The organism is Acinetobacter sp. YH12235 (genome assembly GCF_013417705.1).
GTDB lineage: Bacteria > Pseudomonadota > Gammaproteobacteria > Pseudomonadales > Moraxellaceae > Acinetobacter.
On record NZ_VPDL01000009.1, the window covers coordinates 1 to 16,615 of the forward strand.

14 protein-coding genes are annotated in these 16,615 nt (G+C 43.5%); 7 read left to right on the forward strand and 7 right to left on the reverse strand.

Annotation, left to right across the window (positions count from 1 at the left end; genetic code table 11):
- Positions 1 to 158: 158 nt before the first annotated feature.
- Positions 159 to 1,118: a thioredoxin-disulfide reductase gene (trxB, locus tag FTV13_RS06315; protein WP_180011373.1), complete on the reverse strand. Its 960-nt coding sequence runs from the start codon at positions 1,116 to 1,118 to the stop codon at positions 159 to 161.
- Positions 1,119 to 1,356: 238 nt separating this feature from the next.
- Here trxB and FTV13_RS06320 point away from each other — a divergent pair, with 238 nt between their 5' ends.
- Positions 1,357 to 4,407, forward strand: a complete 3,051-nt coding sequence (locus FTV13_RS06320; RefSeq protein WP_180011375.1) for a DNA translocase FtsK — start codon at positions 1,357 to 1,359, stop codon at positions 4,405 to 4,407.
- 61 nt (positions 4,408 to 4,468) lie between these two features.
- Here FTV13_RS06320 and FTV13_RS06325 read toward each other — a convergent pair whose 3' ends face one another.
- From FTV13_RS06325 to FTV13_RS06350, 6 genes are all read right to left on the reverse strand, one after another.
- Complete coding sequence (locus FTV13_RS06325; protein WP_180002418.1) at positions 4,469 to 4,756, reverse strand: PA4642 family protein; 288 nt, start codon at positions 4,754 to 4,756, stop codon at positions 4,469 to 4,471.
- Positions 4,757 to 5,003: 247 nt separating this feature from the next.
- On the reverse strand, positions 5,004 to 5,276 hold the full coding sequence (gene minE / locus FTV13_RS06330) for a cell division topological specificity factor MinE (RefSeq protein ID WP_004783265.1): 273 nt from the start codon (positions 5,274 to 5,276) through the stop codon (positions 5,004 to 5,006).
- A 2-nt stretch (positions 5,277 to 5,278) separates the two neighbouring features.
- A complete protein-coding gene (gene minD / locus FTV13_RS06335; protein WP_159124476.1) occupies positions 5,279 to 6,091 on the reverse strand; it encodes a septum site-determining protein MinD in 813 nt (270 codons plus the stop codon).
- Positions 6,092 to 6,155: 64 nt separating this feature from the next.
- Entirely contained in the window at positions 6,156 to 6,866 is a 711-nt protein-coding gene (gene minC / locus FTV13_RS06340) for a septum site-determining protein MinC (RefSeq protein ID WP_180002419.1), read from the reverse strand.
- Positions 6,867 to 7,024: 158 nt separating this feature from the next.
- Positions 7,025 to 8,089 carry a preprotein translocase subunit SecA gene (locus tag FTV13_RS06345; protein WP_166137962.1) on the reverse strand — a complete coding sequence of 355 codons (1,065 nt, stop codon included), beginning with the start codon at positions 8,087 to 8,089 and terminating at the stop codon, positions 7,025 to 7,027.
- Positions 8,090 to 8,106: 17 nt separating this feature from the next.
- Positions 8,107 to 9,033 (reverse strand): acyltransferase, encoded by a 927-nt coding sequence (locus FTV13_RS06350; protein ID WP_180011377.1) that lies wholly within the window; start codon positions 9,031 to 9,033, stop codon positions 8,107 to 8,109.
- 253 nt (positions 9,034 to 9,286) lie between these two features.
- Between FTV13_RS06350 and FTV13_RS06355 the strand changes: the two genes are divergently transcribed.
- The 6 genes from FTV13_RS06355 (at position 9,287) to FTV13_RS06380 (ending at position 16,508) form a co-directional block, all read left to right on the forward strand.
- Positions 9,287 to 9,940, forward strand: coding sequence for an OmpA family protein (locus FTV13_RS06355; protein WP_159124472.1), 654 nt, complete (start codon positions 9,287 to 9,289; stop codon positions 9,938 to 9,940).
- Positions 9,941 to 10,076: 136 nt separating this feature from the next.
- Complete coding sequence (locus FTV13_RS06360) at positions 10,077 to 12,116, forward strand: UvrD-helicase domain-containing protein (protein WP_180011379.1); 2,040 nt, start codon at positions 10,077 to 10,079, stop codon at positions 12,114 to 12,116.
- Between the two features lie 65 nt (positions 12,117 to 12,181).
- The gene (gene dut / locus FTV13_RS06365; RefSeq protein WP_004783254.1) at positions 12,182 to 12,634 is read left to right on the forward strand and encodes a dUTP diphosphatase; all 453 of its coding nucleotides are present in this window, start codon (positions 12,182 to 12,184) and stop codon (positions 12,632 to 12,634) included.
- A 419-nt stretch (positions 12,635 to 13,053) separates the two neighbouring features.
- The gene (locus FTV13_RS06370) at positions 13,054 to 14,472 is read left to right on the forward strand and encodes a phosphomannomutase/phosphoglucomutase (RefSeq protein ID WP_166137954.1); all 1,419 of its coding nucleotides are present in this window, start codon (positions 13,054 to 13,056) and stop codon (positions 14,470 to 14,472) included.
- A 10-nt stretch (positions 14,473 to 14,482) separates the two neighbouring features.
- The gene (gene argB, locus FTV13_RS06375) at positions 14,483 to 15,391 is read left to right on the forward strand and encodes an acetylglutamate kinase (RefSeq protein ID WP_159123314.1); all 909 of its coding nucleotides are present in this window, start codon (positions 14,483 to 14,485) and stop codon (positions 15,389 to 15,391) included.
- A 268-nt stretch (positions 15,392 to 15,659) separates the two neighbouring features.
- On the forward strand, positions 15,660 to 16,508 hold the full coding sequence (locus tag FTV13_RS06380) for a class II glutamine amidotransferase (RefSeq protein WP_179992931.1): 849 nt from the start codon (positions 15,660 to 15,662) through the stop codon (positions 16,506 to 16,508).
- The last annotated feature ends 107 nt before the right edge of the window (positions 16,509 to 16,615 follow it).

Consider the following 16,615-nt stretch of genomic DNA (forward strand, 5'->3'; position numbering starts at 1 on the left):
TACTGGAGAAATCTAGGAGGTATGTTTTGCCTGAGAGGAGGGTTAGAAGTTGCCCAAGAGTTGTGAAAGGTAAACCACTGAAATACCCAAGAAAATGCCAGTCAATTTCTTAACTGACTGGCATTACCCATGATGGACGGTCTTTTTATTTTCGCTGCTTAGTCTAATTTACCCATTGCATCGAGATATTTTTCTGCATCCAGTGCCGCCATACAGCCTGAACCTGCAGAAGTAATCGCCTGACGGTAGATACTGTCTGCGATATCGCCTGCAGCGAATACACCCGGGATAGAGGTTTGGGTGGCATTCCCTGCGGTACCACTTTGAACCTGAATATAACCATCACGCAGTTCTAGCTGGCCTTCGAACATAGTGCTATTTGGTTTATGACCAATAGCAACAAATAGACCTGATACTTCAACGTCCTGAGTTGAATCATCTTGAGTTGATTTTAAACGTACCGCAGTGACGCCAGTGGTATCACCCAACACTTCTTCTACCTGATGATTCCAGATAATGCTGATTTTGCCTTCTTTTTCTTTTTCAAAAAGATGGTCTTGCAGGATTTTTTCAGAACGCAACGTATCACGACGATGAACTAGGGTCACATGAGAAGCGATGTTAGAGAGATATAACGCTTCTTCAACAGCGGTATTACCACCGCCCACAACCATCACTTTTTGTTCTTTATAGAAGAAACCGTCACAGGTTGCACAAGCGCTCACGCCTTGACCCATAAATGTAGCTTCTGATTCCAGACCCAGGTATTGCGCAGTTGCACCAGTACAAATGATCAGGGCATCACAAGTGAACTCTTCCATATCGCCTTTCAGGACGAATGGACGAACGTTAAGGTCAACTTCATTGATATGATCATAAACAATTTCAGTACCAAAACGTTCTGCATGAGCCTGCATACGTTCCATTAAAGCTGGACCAGTCAGACCTTCAGGATCGCCAGGCCAGTTATCTACTTCAGTCGTTGTGGTTAATTGACCACCCAGTTGCAGACCTGCAATCAGGGTCGGTTTTAAGTTTGCACGCGCTGCATAGACTGCTGCGCTATAGCCAGCAGGGCCAGAACCTAAAATAATCAGTCGTGAGTGACGTGCGCTCATTCGCTGTATCCTTTTTTATTTAGAAATTTATTGAATTATACGTGAAACTGTATAACAGTGGTGTGAGATTAAAGTCGATATTATTGATCATCGAAATCGATTTGGGCTATATAGAAGAAGTACACAATAATGCATCTTTTTTGATGCAACAGGTGCATAATATGCATTTTATTGCGACGCTTTTTTTGAAGCATACCAGCAAAAGAATATTCATGAAGAATTGGTTACAGGACAGTATATGACAGCGGTGTCGAGTGCCTATGCACAGCGCTTAGTAATGACATTATTTTTAGTCTCATTTGGGATTTATCTGTTTCTTGCAACAGTGACCTATACACCATTTGATCCGGGGTGGATGCATATCTCTAGTGATACGCAGACAGTTTCAAATGCCAGTGGGGTTGCAGGGGCCTGGATTTCAGACCTGTTATTTGGTTTTCTCGGTTGGGCAAGCCTGCTGATCCCTGTGTATCTGTTTATGGAAGCAATCCAGGTCTGGTGGCCGCGCAGCTTCCTGAACCGTCCATTCCGCTATGCTGCCCAATTCTTCCTGTTATTGACTACATCGGCGTTGCTGTTCCTGTTCTGGCAAGTTCCAGCCGATACGCTGGATAATTCTTCAGGCGGGATCATTGGCTATGAACTGGGCCAAAGTCTTGAACAATTACTAACTGTCTATGGCGCAGCTTTTTTCTTGCTGGTGCTTTGGGTGGTTCTGTTTACCTTGGCATTTGGTGTGAAATGGAACAAGACCTGGAGCAGTCTCAAGGCAACACCTGCTTATCTGCAAGACCTGTTCTACCGTAATGTGCCAGAAGGTATGTCTGATTTTGACCGTACCGCACCTGTAATTAAAAAAGAAGCGGTAAAAGCAGCTGCCAAAAAAGTGACAGTACCAGTCACTGCCGCACCTGAGCATGATCTGGTAGAAGTCGACCCTGTAGTTCGCGATCATGTCGCTGAACGCCTGTTTGAGGATTTTGCAGATAAAGAATCGCACCAGCCTCACCACTATGAAGAAGATATTTCTGAACCTGTACAGACATCAGCTTCAGAACCTGTTCAGGAACAAGCACCGCGAACAGTAGAGCCGGATCGTGTGGTGGCAACAGGGGAGGTGTGGCGTGCGTTACATTCCAATGAAGACCAGCGTCACAAGCAGGATATCGATGCTTTGCTTAAAGCTGCAGAAGAAGAGCAAGCTGATTTTTCTCCTGATGCATTTGCAGCTGCGTCAACGAATCACAATGCTCATGAAGTGACATCATCATCTACCGCCAAGAATAATCTGGACTGGGATGATGATGAAATTTTTGATGAGTTATTGGCCGCAGTCCCGCAAGGTAAAACCGCAACGGATGTGCATACCCCGTTCAATTCAGCAGCAGCTGAAAAATCCCTCAGAATTGTAGAAGATGCTGGAACAATCAGCTCAACTGCGGCTGCTCCACTTATGGCTGCACATGCGATTAAAAATACCAGCCTGGAAGCGGACTTTGAGGATCTGGACGATTTACTGGTTGAAGCTGATGAACCAAAACCTGCACCTGTACGTGCATCAAGTTATGCCCAATCTTCTGCTTTTGTTCAAGCACCGATTCAGCGTGTAGAGACAGCAGCTCAAACCGCAGCGACCAATGCAGCAGTTCGGGAAGCATTGTCCAAAGAAGAATTTATTGAAGCTTGGCATGAAACTGCCGGTAAGCCTCAGGATGAAGACGAGTTTGACTTCGATGCGCCACTGACCGATGCCGCTGGTCGTCCAATGTCACGAGCCATGCAGGTCGCTGAGCGCCGTAAAGACCTGTCACCATTGCCGGGTCTGGAATTGCTGGATAAAGTCGATCCGAACAAAAAAGTGAATTTCACTGAAGAGCAATTATCCCGTTTATCAGAACTTCTGGAAATCAAGCTTCAGGAATTTAACGTTAAAGCCAAAGTGGTCGAGGCTCAGCCAGGCCCAGTCGTGACCCGTTTTGAACTGGACCTTGCGCCTGGTGTGAAAGCTTCCAAAGTCACTAATATTTCACGTGACTTGGCTCGTTCGATGTCAATGGCTTCAGTACGTGTAGTCGAAGTTATTCCAGGTAAGCCTTATATCGGCATTGAAGTTCCGAACAGTAGCCGTGAAATGGTGCGTTTGATTGAACTGGTACAAATTCCAAAATTCAATGATCCAGATGGCATTTTGTCGATGGCCATGGGTAAGGATATTTCAGGCAATCCGGTGATTACTGAACTGGGTAAAGCACCGCATATGCTGGTAGCAGGGACTACGGGTTCTGGTAAGTCGGTGGCGGTTAACTCGATGATTCTATCGATGCTATTGAAGTACACACCAGACCAGTTACGCCTGATCCTGATCGATCCGAAACAGCTTGAATTGGCCAACTATAACGATATTCCACACCTGTTAACCCCAGTTGTGACCGATATGAAAGATGCAGTCAGTGCCTTGAACTGGTGTGTGAATGAAATGGAACGTCGTTACAAACTGATGTCTTTCCTGAAAATTCGTAAGCTCAGCGACTATAACCGTAAGGTAGAAGAGGCGCTTGCCAATGGTGAAGAGCTATTTGATCCAACCTGGAAAGCGAGTGAATCAGTCGCAGGGGAACGTGCACCGCGCTTAACGCCATTGCCATCGATTGTGATTGTTGCCGATGAGTTCGCGGATATGATCATGCAGGTCGGTAAGAAAGCTGAAGAGATGATTACCCGTCTGGCACAAAAATCCCGTGCTGCCGGTATTCACCTGTTACTGGCAACTCAGCGTCCCTCAGTAGATGTGATCACTGGTCTGATCAAGGCGAATATTCCGACACGTGTCGCACTCCGTGTGAACTCGAAAATCGACTCACGTACCATTCTTGATGCAGGTGGTGCAGAAGATCTGCTCGGTCATGGTGATATGCTGTTCCTTGGCCCGGGTAAAATTGAGCCGGAGCGCGTACACGGTGCCTTTATTGCCGATGATGAAGTGAACCGGATCTGTGATGCATGGCGTGAGCGTGGTGCGCCTAACTATGTGGATGAGATCCTGACTCCATTTGATGAAGAACCGTCTAGTCGTGGCTTTGAGGATGGTGGAGATGGTGGATCGGATCGAGATGCGCTGTATGACCAGTGTGTAGCCTTCGTCTTGGAAACCCGCAAAGCATCAACTTCATCTTTGCAGCGTAAGTTCAGTCTGGGTTATAACCGTGCTGCACGGATCATTGACCAGATGGAAGAAAATGGCATTGTCAGCTCAATGGGTGCCAATGGGAAGCGTGAGATCTTGGTTTAAATCCAGAATCTCTAGCGATTAAAAAAGCCTGCTTTAAGCAGGCTTTTTTATGCATTACAACTTATGCAAATTTTTCTAATACTGCGAGGAACTCGGCACTTTGACGCGGATAAGTGGCAATCACGTCATGAATGCACTGTCCTTCCGGATTGGTGGCGTTAAGATCGCGGCCATCTGCGACAAATTTGGTTAGCAGGCGCTCATAGTCAAAAGGACGCATATGCTTGAATGCATGATAAAGCACATGAAAATCTGCATTGACGCCTGCAGGAGGAAGCTGATTCAGGTAGGCATATACACGCTCATCTGACCATTCTTCGTTAAAGGTCGCTGGTTGAGATAATGCCATCGCAATCTCCTTGATGTAATTCTTCGGCATGAAAAAAGGCAAAATATGAGTTCGCAAGAGGCAAAGTCTTATCATGCACTTTGTCTATTCGAAGTATCACTTCACGTTTTGAGATGAGGTAAAAAATACTAATTACTATCAAGTCTACGCGAAGCCAAGCTTCTGGTCTTGCGTCTCAACAAAGCGGCGCTTTGTTGAGGCTCATATTTTGCCTTGAATCAATTTACTTGACTAATCAAAATTCAGATTATCGCTCTTCAGGTAAATTGATATTCATTTCAAGCATTTCAATGTTTGCTTCAGAACGTACCTGCATCTGAATGTGCTGTTCATCAACCCCGCGGACGTAGCGATTGACCACTTGCATGATCTCTGTCTTCATCTGGTCAATTTTATCCTGACTCAAACGGCGCCCCAAACCCTGTTCAGAAGCAACAATGACTTTCAAACGGTCTTTCGCGGTTTGTGCGCTTGATGGTTTATCCTCGCTACTAAAAAGTTTACTCCAGAATCCAGCCATGTTTACGCTCCAAATAATCGTGCTAACCAGCCCTTAGGTTTTACTTCAATATGACGGTAAGGACGCTCTTCACCCAGGAAACGTGCTACAAGGTCATCATAAGCCTGACCTGCGGCAGATTCGGTAAAGTGAATCACTGGTTTACCTTCATTCGATGCCTGTAGAACGCTTGGACACTCAGGAATAACACCTAAAGTTGGAACACGTAAAATATCTTTAGAAATATCGTCAATCGTTAACATTTCCTGTTTATCGGCACGTTCCGGATTGAAACGGGTAATACACAGGTGTTTACGGATGCGACCTTCGTTTTGTTCTACTTTTTTAGTTTTACTATCTAACATGCCAATGATGCGGTCAGAGTCACGTACTGAAGAAATTTCAGGGTTAGTCACAATGATAGCTTCATCTGCATGGTACATGGCTAAAATGGCACCACGTTCAATACCTGCAGGGGAGTCACAGATGATATAATCAAATTCTTGTGAAAGCTCATCCATTACACGTTCTACGCCTTCATCAGTTAAAGCATCTTTATCACGTGTTTGTGAAGCAGGTAAAATATATAAATTTTCAATATCTTTATCGCGAATCAGTGCTTGTTGTAATCGTGCTTCGTTATTGAGAACATTTACAAAATCATATACTACACGGCGTTCACAGCCCATAATCAAATCAAGGTTACGCAAGCCTACATCAAAATCGATTACCACAGTTTTGTGGCCACGTAGGGCTAAACCTGTTGCAAAAGATGCACTTGTTGTAGTCTTACCTACGCCACCTTTGCCTGATGTTACGACAACAATTTTCGCCACCGAATCCACTCCTGTTATGGTTCAAATCCCCTATAAAATGGGGTTTTTGGTGTTTATTTATACATTAAAATTGTAGAGCTTCAAATACAAGCTCTTGTTGATCATTCAAGTAAATATGCACGGGTTTTTTCACAACATTCGGTGGAATGTCGTCGGCCACACAGTAAGTACCTGCAATAGAAATCAGTTCGGCCTCCAGCGCATGGCAGAAAATACGCGCTGCAGTATTGCCACCCGCACCTGCAATCACACGGCCACGCGCGCTGCCATAAATATGGATATTGCCTGAAGCAATCACTTCTGAACCACTGTTTATTCCGGCCGTAATAATAATGTCACCCTGATTCTGCACAATGCATTGGCCGGTGCGCAGAATTTCATCGTGATAAGAAGTCACATGCGCGACGATCGGTGCTGCATCAGCTTTTTCATCGTCAGCAGCAGATTCGGATTTGACTTCCATGACCTGTTCTTTGGTCGCCTTAATTTCCTGTAACTGACGGTCTGGTGGCAGAACAGGGAACTGAATCGCACGAGCCTGATCCCCCAGAATCCCTTCAGTCACTGCCATAGGCTGAACTTCGAGATCAATCAGTAACTGGATCAGGGCAATCAGTTCCTGATCGACTGAACTTTCAATCACCGCCAATGTGCCTGGCGGAAAAGCCGCTTGTAATTTTGGTTTCAGTTGCTGGCGGATTGCATCATGATCATTGGTATCGAGGCTAATGCGTAGCGCATTGACCATTCTGCCTTTTATCCGTATGTCAGCCATAATTTTTCCTTAATACTTCTGACTTGCTGTTTTATGTCGAAGCAATGTTGTAAATAGTGCAAATCCTAGAACAAATTTCGTTAATTCTCTAGCGATCCAAGTTATTTTTTTTATACGAATAGAATCAGCTTATCTTAGCCGAGTCTGCAAATGAAAACTCATCTATCTATTGAGCCCTGATTTTGTTCGTGTTCTTCTAAAATCTGTTGCCACTGTTTTACTTTGACCTGTTTTTGAATGGCTTCAAGTGTTTCAAAAACAGCCGATTCGACTAATTTATCAATATGTGGATTATGTTCAATCTGAATCTGGCTAATCTTATCTGAAATCATGGCAAAAGTCGGGTTTTCTTGTGATCCACTATGTGTAAAAGGATCGATCAGGCCTTGAGTGATATTTTCTCCCAAACGTTGACCAATACTCTGGATCTGCCGCTCCAGCCGCCCACCCACAATGGGAATCAGACGTAGAAGCTGGGTGAGTTCAGGTGTATCTTCAATGGCCTGATTGACGACTTGCCCGACATTTTTTGAAATCATGAAGCGCTGTGCCTGTAATTCCTTGCCCAAAGATTCTTGCAAGATATCTGCCAAAGCAACAGCCAGTAATTTACGGTGATGTTCCACCAAATCATCAATTAATTGTTTATGTGATGTGCTGGTGCTGAGTTCACGCTTAATGCCATCCAGTACCGTCAATACTACACGGCTCGAAAGTTCTTCCATCAGCAGGTTATAGTAGAAATTGCCCCGTCTGTACCAGCTTGCCGGTATGACTTTGTATCCATGGCTATGCAGGTTGTAGCCAATCGCGACTGCACGTAATAAACGCAGAAAACGTAGCTGTGGGATGATGGATAAAATTTCATACCAGTGCACAAAGGGAAAGAACCACCAGCGGGCATGGTGACGCATAACAATGGCAATGAACCAGCGAACGATGAGTTCAATAATCAGGAAGGTGGTAAACCATCCCTCGGTAATCATTACCCAGGGACGTAATTCACTCTTATAAAACTGTAAGACATCAGGCAGACGAATAAAGTCAAACAACCAGTGCCCAAAATCGCTCATCAGAATGGCATTGGCACAGAGACAGAACAAATTGATGATGATGACAACCATCATGAAAATGTCGTAAATCAGTGCAATTTTCCAGCCCCAGGTACCTTTGCGAATAAACTTAAATGAGCTGGACACGAGGTCCGGATTGTCGTTCTTCATAGTCTCTCTGGCAAATGTCAGGCAGAAGCGGAAATCAGATTCTGCTGCATTTGCTCAATTAATTGGTCTTTTTCAGTCCAGATCTGGTCTACCCATTGCTGGAAACGTGCACGGTAATCTGCATCATCTTCATAATTGCCGCCGAGTACCCAATCCGGAATGTCAATTTTTCTTAAGTTCACGGCAATACGCGGAACTTCGCCTAACCAGAATTCCCCATAACCTGGCACGCCATCAGGATAAACAATAGACATATCCACCAGTGCATCAATTTTGTCCCCCAGAATGTTCAGTGCCAGCGCGAGACCGCCCGCCTTAGGCTTCAACAAATGCTTATAAGGCGATTTTTGCTGTTCATGCTTTTCTGGGGTAAAACGTGTACCTTCCAGATAATTCAGCAAAGTAAATGGCTGGCTAACCAGTTGTTCACATGCCTTGCGTGCTTCTTCCATATCCCGATATTTCAGGGAAGGGTTTTTGGCAATCTGTTCCTTGCTATGCCGTTTCATCATCGGGAAGCCCAGAATTTTAAAGGCTTGACCTACAAATGGAATAAAAATTAGTTCCCATTTTGTAAAGAAGCGGGTGAGAGGCATACGCGTTAAACCGAAATACTGGTTTACCGTGGTATCCACCCAGCTCTGATGATTACAGGTCATTAAATAACGCCCCTGCATGTTCAGATCCAGAGATTCGTCAATACTGATTTGCCATTCGGTATTTTTCAGGACATTGTCAATCAGCCAGTTATTTACGCCCAACCAGCTATTGGTAATCTTGATATTGGTTTCATCAATCTTAGAAGATTTCTTAAAAAGTTTGGTCAGCCCCAAAGCCAGTACGGGTGGTCCATGAAAAAAAGTACTGCCAGTCATGACAGATGTCACCATGAGGCCACGGGTAAGTTTTTTTAAAGTCGTTTGTTGCTTGCTTTTAGATGACATATAAAAACAGTCCCAGAGAATAATCGTCTAAATTTCATCACATTTTGAACAATATAGAGGGAGTTGAGCGAATAGAAAAGTCCGATCGTTAAACTATGAAGAAACTATGATGAAATTCAGGAAATTGGTTACACATAAACATTATAAAATATTACTAAAAGATTTATTATTAACAAAAATTCAATGGTTATCCCATTATTTTTAAATCATTATCTGACCTAAGATACAAATTACACTACAAAGGAGGCATGCAATGCGTGCACTATTAATTTCAGCAGCTGTAGCAGGGGCAGTAGCACTTACAGGTTGTCAAACTACTGGCAATAACCTGGGTGGTGTTGAGTACGACAAAACAGCTTTGGGTACAGTAATTGGTGCTGCTGCAGGTTATGGTATTTCTAAAAGTAATGCCAATACTAGCCGTCAAAACAACCGTGCAGCTGCAATTGGTGCAGTACTTGGTGGTGCAGCGGGTGTTTACCTTGACAATAAAGAGAAAAAATTACGTCAGGCTACTGCGGGTACAGGCGTAGACGTTAACCGTAATCCAGATGGTTCAATCAACCTGGTAATGCCTGGTGCGATTACATTTGACACTAACAAGTCAAACATCAAACCAAACTTCTATGCAACATTGAATAAAGTTGCCCAAGTTCTGACTGAAGACAGCCAAAGCGGTATCTTGGTAACTGGTTATACAGACAGCACTGGTAATGACTCAATCAACATTCCATTGTCTCAAGCACGTGCACAATCTGTTGCGAACTACCTTGCTGGTCAAGGCGTAGCACGTACTCGTATCAATGCACAAGGTCTTGGTTCAGCGAACCCGATCGCAGACAACTCAACTGCAGCTGGTAAAGAACAAAACCGTCGTGTTGAAATTGCAGTATATGCTGTTCAGTAATCACTGATTTTGTAGAAAAACCACCTTCGGGTGGTTTTTTTTATGTCTGAAAGATGACGCAGGAAAATGAATTTTCAATTAGGCATCTGGGCATGAGATGACTATAATCGGAGCCGAATCTAGAAGAGGAAGCACTATGTCACTCGCCAGTCAGTTAAATGACAAGCAACTTGAAGCCATGAAATATACTCAAGGACCCTTGTTAGTACTTGCCGGAGCGGGTTCAGGCAAGACCTCGGTAATTACAAGAAAAATCGCGTACTTGGTCAAGCATTGCGGGATTCCGGCTCACCGGATTACGGCAATGACCTTTACCAACAAGGCGGCACGTGAAATGAAAGAGCGTGTCACCAAATTGCTGACCCGAGAAGAAGCCAAAGGCCTTTCAGTCTCGACCTTCCATACTTTTGGTCTAAATTTATTACGTTTAGAGCTCAAACACACACCGCTAAAAAATAATTTCTCGATTCTGGATGCCGATGACTGTAAGCGGATTCTGATGGATCTGATGCATCGCGATAATCTTTCAGGTGCAGAAAGCAAAGAACTGATTGCTAAAGCCATGAAGGTGATTTCGGACTGGAAAAACGATCTGATTCCACCAGAACAGGCTCACACGACTTGTGAAACGCCAGAAGATGTTCAGTTCGCGCATTTATACCAACTTTATGAGCGAAATCTGCGTGCCTATAATGCCGTCGATTTTGATGACCTGATTGTGATGCCAACGCGTCTGTTACAGGAAAATGCTGAAGTTCGGGATAAATGGCAGAACCGTGTACGTTATTTGCTGGTCGATGAATATCAGGATACCAATACGGCACAGTATATTCTGGTGAAATTACTGGTCGGGGTCATGGGGCAGTTCACCGCTGTAGGGGATGATGATCAGTCGATTTATGCCTGGCGTGGTGCCAAGCCAGAAAATATGGCGCTGTTACAACAGGATTTCCCGAATCTGAAAGTGATCAAGCTGGAACAGAACTATCGTTCTACCAGTCGTATTCTGAAAGCTGCCAATACCGTGATTGGCAACAACCCGCATATCTTTGATAAAAAGCTCTGGTCAGATAAAGGCCATGGTGAAGTGATTCGGGTCATCACTTGTCGTAATGATGATGATGAAGCAGAACGCGTAGTGAAAGACCTGATCACGCATAAGCTGATGAATGGTAAAAACTGGAAAGATTACGCGATTCTGTATCGTGGTAATTTCCAGGCACGTATTCTGGAAACTCAGCTGCGCCAGATGCAGATTCCTTACAAGCTCTCTGGCGGTCAGTCTTTCTTTGCGCGTGCAGAGATCAAGGACATTATGAGTTACCTGCGTCTGATCATTAACCCGGAAGATGACAGCGCTTTCCTGCGGATTATTAACACACCGAAACGTGCCATTGGCCCGGTGACGCTGGAAAAACTCGGTCTGTTTGCCCAGGAAAATAATCTGTCTCTACTGTCAGCGGCAGGCGATCAGCGTTTAACTATGGTCATTCCAAAGAAAGCGACCACACAACTGGCAGAATTTTCAGATTTTATCAATAACTTTACCCGTAACTTGCTGGAAGACGATGAGCCCGTACCGATTATCCGCCAGATGATGGTTGAAGCAGGCTATATTGACTATATCAAGGAATCCGCAGCGACGCCGGCACAGGAAAAAACCAAACTCGATAATATTGAAGTGCTGTATAGCAGTATTCAGAGTCTGATCAATCGTGCAGAAGATGTCGATGAAAAGAATATCGAAAGTGTCATCCGTAAGATGGTGCTTCTCGATATGCTGGAACAGCAGCAGGAAGAAGAAGATACCGATAAGGTTAACCTTCTGACCTTGCATGCATCCAAAGGTCTGGAATTCCCTTATGTCTACTTAATCGGACTGGAAGAAGAAATTCTGCCACATAAGAACTCGATTGCTGCCGAAACAGTCGAGGAAGAACGCCGTCTAATGTACGTGGGGATTACTCGTGCGCGTCAGGGCTTGACTATTACCTTAGCGGAACAGCGTAAGGCGGGTGGACAGATGAAGCAGATGACCCCAAGCCGCTTCCTGGATGAGCTGCCAGAAGATGAACTGGAGTGGTTAGGCCGCAAGAAAAAACTTGCAGGCAATATTGATCCAAAACAGCAGGCTCAGCATTATCTGGATAATTTACGTGCCTTGATTAAACGGTAAAAGTAACAGAACGCTACGATTTTGATTCTTTAAATTTTTTGATATTAAACAACAGGAATAAATACATGAAAGTTCAGGTGAAAGTCCTTGATTCACGTCTAGGTCAGGAATGGCCATTGCCGACTTATGCAACGACTGGCTCAGCAGGACTCGATCTTCGTGCATGTGTCAACGAAACGACTGTGATTGAACCGGGTCAAACAGTTTTAGTAAAAACTGGTTTGGCAATTTATATTGAAGATCCAGCATTTGCTGGTTTGATCTTGCCACGTTCTGGTTTAGGTCATAAACACGGGATCGTTTTAGGTAACCTGGTGGGTCTGATCGATTCAGATTACCAAGGCGAGCTGATGGTTTCTGTATGGAACCGCAGTCAGACGGCATTTAGCCTGGAACCTGGTGAGCGTTTAGCCCAATATGTATTAGTCCCTGTGGTACAGGCCGAATTTGATCTGGTGAATGAGTTTGAAGCAACCGAGCGTGGCGCGGGCGGTTTCGGTCATACTGGTAAAAACTAAAATTAAAGGATGACTTAACTTGGATGTTCTGGGTTAAGTCATCTTTTTTTAGAGTTTTAATCATAAAAACAATAAAAAAATGACAGAGCTATTTAATAAACTTTATTCTTGAATTTTATTTCAATGAAAAATATTTAAATAAATTTTTAGTATCATTTAAATAGAAAAATAAAATCATTCAGAATTTAAGAAAATAGATGATAAATAATGCAAGAAGTCATTTTTAGTTGGGTTTATTTATTTTACTAGTTATACAAATTAAATACATAAAAGATTAATAATTATACTTTTATAATTGATTGTCACATTCAATTCATATAAAAATACAGAGTCTTAAAACAAAAACAAATGTTTAAAGTCATGATGATTGCTTAATCATTATTTTATCTCCTTATATTCAATAGTGAAAAGAACAGTTTATGGGATCCATGAATCAACCCTTTCCGGCTCACATTTTTCGTGCCTACGATATCCGGGGTAAAGTCAGTTTACTCAGTACAGGTGTGATTGATGCTATTGCGCATGGTCTGGCTCAGCAATATCAAGCTGCGGGACAGACTCGGGTTGCGATTGGCTATGATGCCCGAATCAGCAGTCCGGCTTTTGCTGAAACCATTCGCCGTATTTTTCAAGACTATGCTATTGAAGCCGTCATTATCGGCTGTTGTTCCAGTCCGATGTTGTATTACACAGCGCGTCAGTTTGATGGTAATGGTGTGATGGTCACGGCCAGCCATAATTCTAAAGAAGATAATGGAATTAAATGGATTATTGCAGGGGAGCCGCCTTGTCCCGAGATGATTCAGCAGGTCGCACAAAAAGCAAAACTTCATGTAAATAGTTCTTTATCGTGTCTGAATGATTTGCCTCACCAAATTATTCCCGAATTTTGTCTGCAATATCAGCAGGAAATGCTTGAAGATATTCAGTTGAAGCGCCCATTTAAAGTAGTGCTGGACGGTCTGAACGGTTCAGCAGGACGTTGTGCCAACTTGGTGCTGCAAAAACTAGGTTGTGAAGTTACCGCCTTACGTTGTGAAGCCAATGGGCATTTTCCGGATCATGCGCCTGATCCTTCTCAGGAAGCGCATTTACAAACCTTGCGTCAGGTTGTCATGCAACAGCAGGCAGATCTGGGTATTGCCCTAGATGGTGATGGGGACCGGTTGGTACTGGTGGATGAACAGGGTGTCATTATTAGTGCTGATCAGCTTCTCTGTTTATTCGCAGAAATTTGTATGACTGGCACAAAAGCATGTCAGTTTGTTTATGACGTTAAATGTTCAACCCTGATTCGCGATACAGTTCAACGCCTGGGCGGAAAACCGGTGATGATTCGTACTGGTAGCTCATTCCTGCGTAAATATCTGGCGCAATCCCAGCATCAGGCCATTTTTGGTGGTGAATATGCCGGGCATTATGTTTTTAATGACGCACGTGGCTGGGGTTATGATGACGGTCTTTATGCGGCGCTCCGGGTCATGGAATATCTGGACCAGAAAGGTATGACTTTAAGTGAAGCCTTGCGTGCTTATCCAAAACGTCACGGAACTGAAGACTTATATATTTCCACTCATCAGGTGCAGCCTGTTGAGCTTTTAAACTTTGTTGAGCAGCAATCTACGCAATTAAATGCACAAATCAGTAAAATTGACGGGATACGTCTTGATTTTGATGATGGTTTTGGCATCATTCGAGCATCCAATACGGGTGAATATTTCACGGTGCGCTTTGATGCCAATGATGCACAAGGCCTGAATGAAATTCGACATCTGTTTGTATCCATGTTGCGTGACCGTTATCCACAGATCGCTCAAGACATTTTAGATGCTCAATAAGGAGAGGCGAATGCCAAATCAGCATACAGGCATCGACAAAGCACAAATTTTGACTGAAGCTTTGCCGTATATCCAACGCTTTGCGGGTAAAACCCTGGTGGTAAAATACGGTGGCAACGCGATGACGGATCCTGAGCTAGAAAGCTCTTTTGCACGTGACATCGTTTTATTAAAAACAGTCGGTTTAAATCCGATTGTGGTACACGGCGGTGGTCCACAAGTCGATTCTATGCTGAAACAGCTAGGTCGTGAATCTGACCGTATTGATGGTATGCGCGTGACAGATCCGGCAACCATGGAAGTGGTCGAGATGGTTCTGGGCGGTAGCGTAAACAAATCAATTGTGAACCTGATCAACAAACATGGTGGCCGTGCAATTGGTCTAACCGGTAAAGATGGCAACTTGCTGCGTGCCAAAAAGCTATTAATGGAAAAGACGGCTGAAGACGGTTCAATCCAAAAAGTAGACCTGGGTATGGTGGGTGAAGTCGTTGGGGTGAAAACTGACGTACTGGAAATGTTTACCAACAGTGACTTCATTCCGGTGATTGCGCCACTCGGTGTCGATGAAGAAGGCAACACCTATAATATCAATGCGGATCTGGTTGCGGGTAAAGTGGCAGAAGCATTAGGGGCAGAAAAGCTGATTCTTCTGACCAATATTACGGGGGTGCTGGACGAAAATAAAAATCTGCTGACCGGTTTAACGACGCAGGAAGTTGATCGTCTGATCGAAACGGGTGTGATCTATGGTGGCATGATTCCTAAAGTCGGCTGTGCGCTTGATGCAGTAAAAGGCGGCGTGATCAGTGCACATATCGTGGATGGTCGTGTACCACATGCGAGCCTGTTAGAAATCTTTACTGATCATGGTGTAGGAACTTTAATTACCAATCGTTCTAATCCACATCGTCCATAAAGATAAATTGAATATCAAAGAGTCTCACTTGAGGCTCTTTTTTATTTCTTTTATTTTAAGATTTTGATCACTAGAAATATGAAAGTTAAATCTAAAGTATTTATTTTTAAGCTAAGTTTTGAAGCTTAAACTCCTTTTGCTAAATTAAATATAAAAAAATAGTTTATTAGCATTTTTAGCGCATAGCATTGCAATGATCGAGATTTGAAAAGGTTCAGCCTGTGATGCACAATAACCTTAAGAACACTCTGTGACCTGAATGAAGATTATGTGCCAGCTACTTGGAATGAATTGTGCGACACCAACAGATATTACCTTTTCATTTCGAGGTTTTTCTCAGCGGGCGGGGATTACCTCAGATCATTCTGATGGTTTTGGGATTGCTTTCTTTGAAGATAAGGCTTGCCGGTTATTTGTTGATAATCAGTCAGCTGTTGAATCACCGATTGCAGAATTGGTGCGTAATTATCCGATCAAATCCCGTAATGTAATTGCACATATCCGTAAAGCGACACAAGGCAAAATTAATCTGGAAAATTCGCATCCGTTTAGCCGTGAATTATGGGGACGACAATGGATCTTTGCTCATAATGGTGATTTAAAAGATTTTTTACCTGAGCTTTCTGGACGTTTTACGCCAGTTGGCAATACTGACAGTGAGCGTGCTTTCTGTTATTTGCTGGATCAGCTGGTGAAACATTTTGGTTATGATGAACCGAAGCTGGATCAGGTTTTTGATTTGTTGGCCGAGATTTCTCCATCCATTGCAGAGCATGGCACTTTTAATTTCTGTTTATCCAATGGTCAGGCATTATTTACCTATGCAACGACTAAACTGCATTGGCTGGTTCGTAAATATCCATTTAAGCCAGCCCAACTGATTGATATCGAAGTTGAAGTTGATTTTAGCCAAGTCACCACGCCTGAAGATCGAGTCGCTGTGATTACCACAGAGCCGCTGACACAGAATGAAGAATGGACTGCATTTCAAGAAGGTGAAATGATTTTGTTCAGAGATGGAGCCAAATATCGTTCCCAATTGACACATGTCGCCCGTCTGGAAAGAGAACGTTTGGATCCTTCGCTTAAAAGAGTGACTAAAGCAGATTTATATTAAATCTGGTTAAAATTCGATATTAAAAAACAGGACATCGCTCCTGTTTTTTTGAATTTGATATTTATTTTATAGTGAAATCATTAAAATAAATAAACCATGAAATATAA

Bases quoted from the DNA above. Each gene is read 5' to 3' on its own strand.
- trxB (WP_180011373.1), bottom strand. From the start codon at position 1,118: ATGAGCGCACGTCACTCACGACTGATTATTTTAGGTTCTGGCCCTGCT.
- FTV13_RS06320 (WP_180011375.1), top strand. From the start codon at position 1,357: ATGACAGCGGTGTCGAGTGCCTATGCACAGCGCTTAGTAATGACATTA.
- FTV13_RS06325 (WP_180002418.1), bottom strand. From the start codon at position 4,756: ATGGCATTATCTCAACCAGCGACCTTTAACGAAGAATGGTCAGATGAG.
- minE (WP_004783265.1), bottom strand. From the start codon at position 5,276: ATGGCTGGATTCTGGAGTAAACTTTTTAGTAGCGAGGATAAACCATCA.
- minC (WP_180002419.1), bottom strand. From the start codon at position 6,866: ATGGCTGACATACGGATAAAAGGCAGAATGGTCAATGCGCTACGCATT.
- FTV13_RS06345 (WP_166137962.1), bottom strand. From the start codon at position 8,089: ATGAAGAACGACAATCCGGACCTCGTGTCCAGCTCATTTAAGTTTATT.
- FTV13_RS06350 (WP_180011377.1), bottom strand. From the start codon at position 9,033: ATGTCATCTAAAAGCAAGCAACAAACGACTTTAAAAAAACTTACCCGT.
- FTV13_RS06355 (WP_159124472.1), top strand. From the start codon at position 9,287: ATGCGTGCACTATTAATTTCAGCAGCTGTAGCAGGGGCAGTAGCACTT.
- FTV13_RS06360 (WP_180011379.1), top strand. From the start codon at position 10,077: ATGTCACTCGCCAGTCAGTTAAATGACAAGCAACTTGAAGCCATGAAA.
- dut (WP_004783254.1), top strand. From the start codon at position 12,182: ATGAAAGTTCAGGTGAAAGTCCTTGATTCACGTCTAGGTCAGGAATGG.
- FTV13_RS06370 (WP_166137954.1), top strand. From the start codon at position 13,054: ATGGGATCCATGAATCAACCCTTTCCGGCTCACATTTTTCGTGCCTAC.
- argB (WP_159123314.1), top strand. From the start codon at position 14,483: ATGCCAAATCAGCATACAGGCATCGACAAAGCACAAATTTTGACTGAA.
- FTV13_RS06380 (WP_179992931.1), top strand. From the start codon at position 15,660: ATGTGCCAGCTACTTGGAATGAATTGTGCGACACCAACAGATATTACC.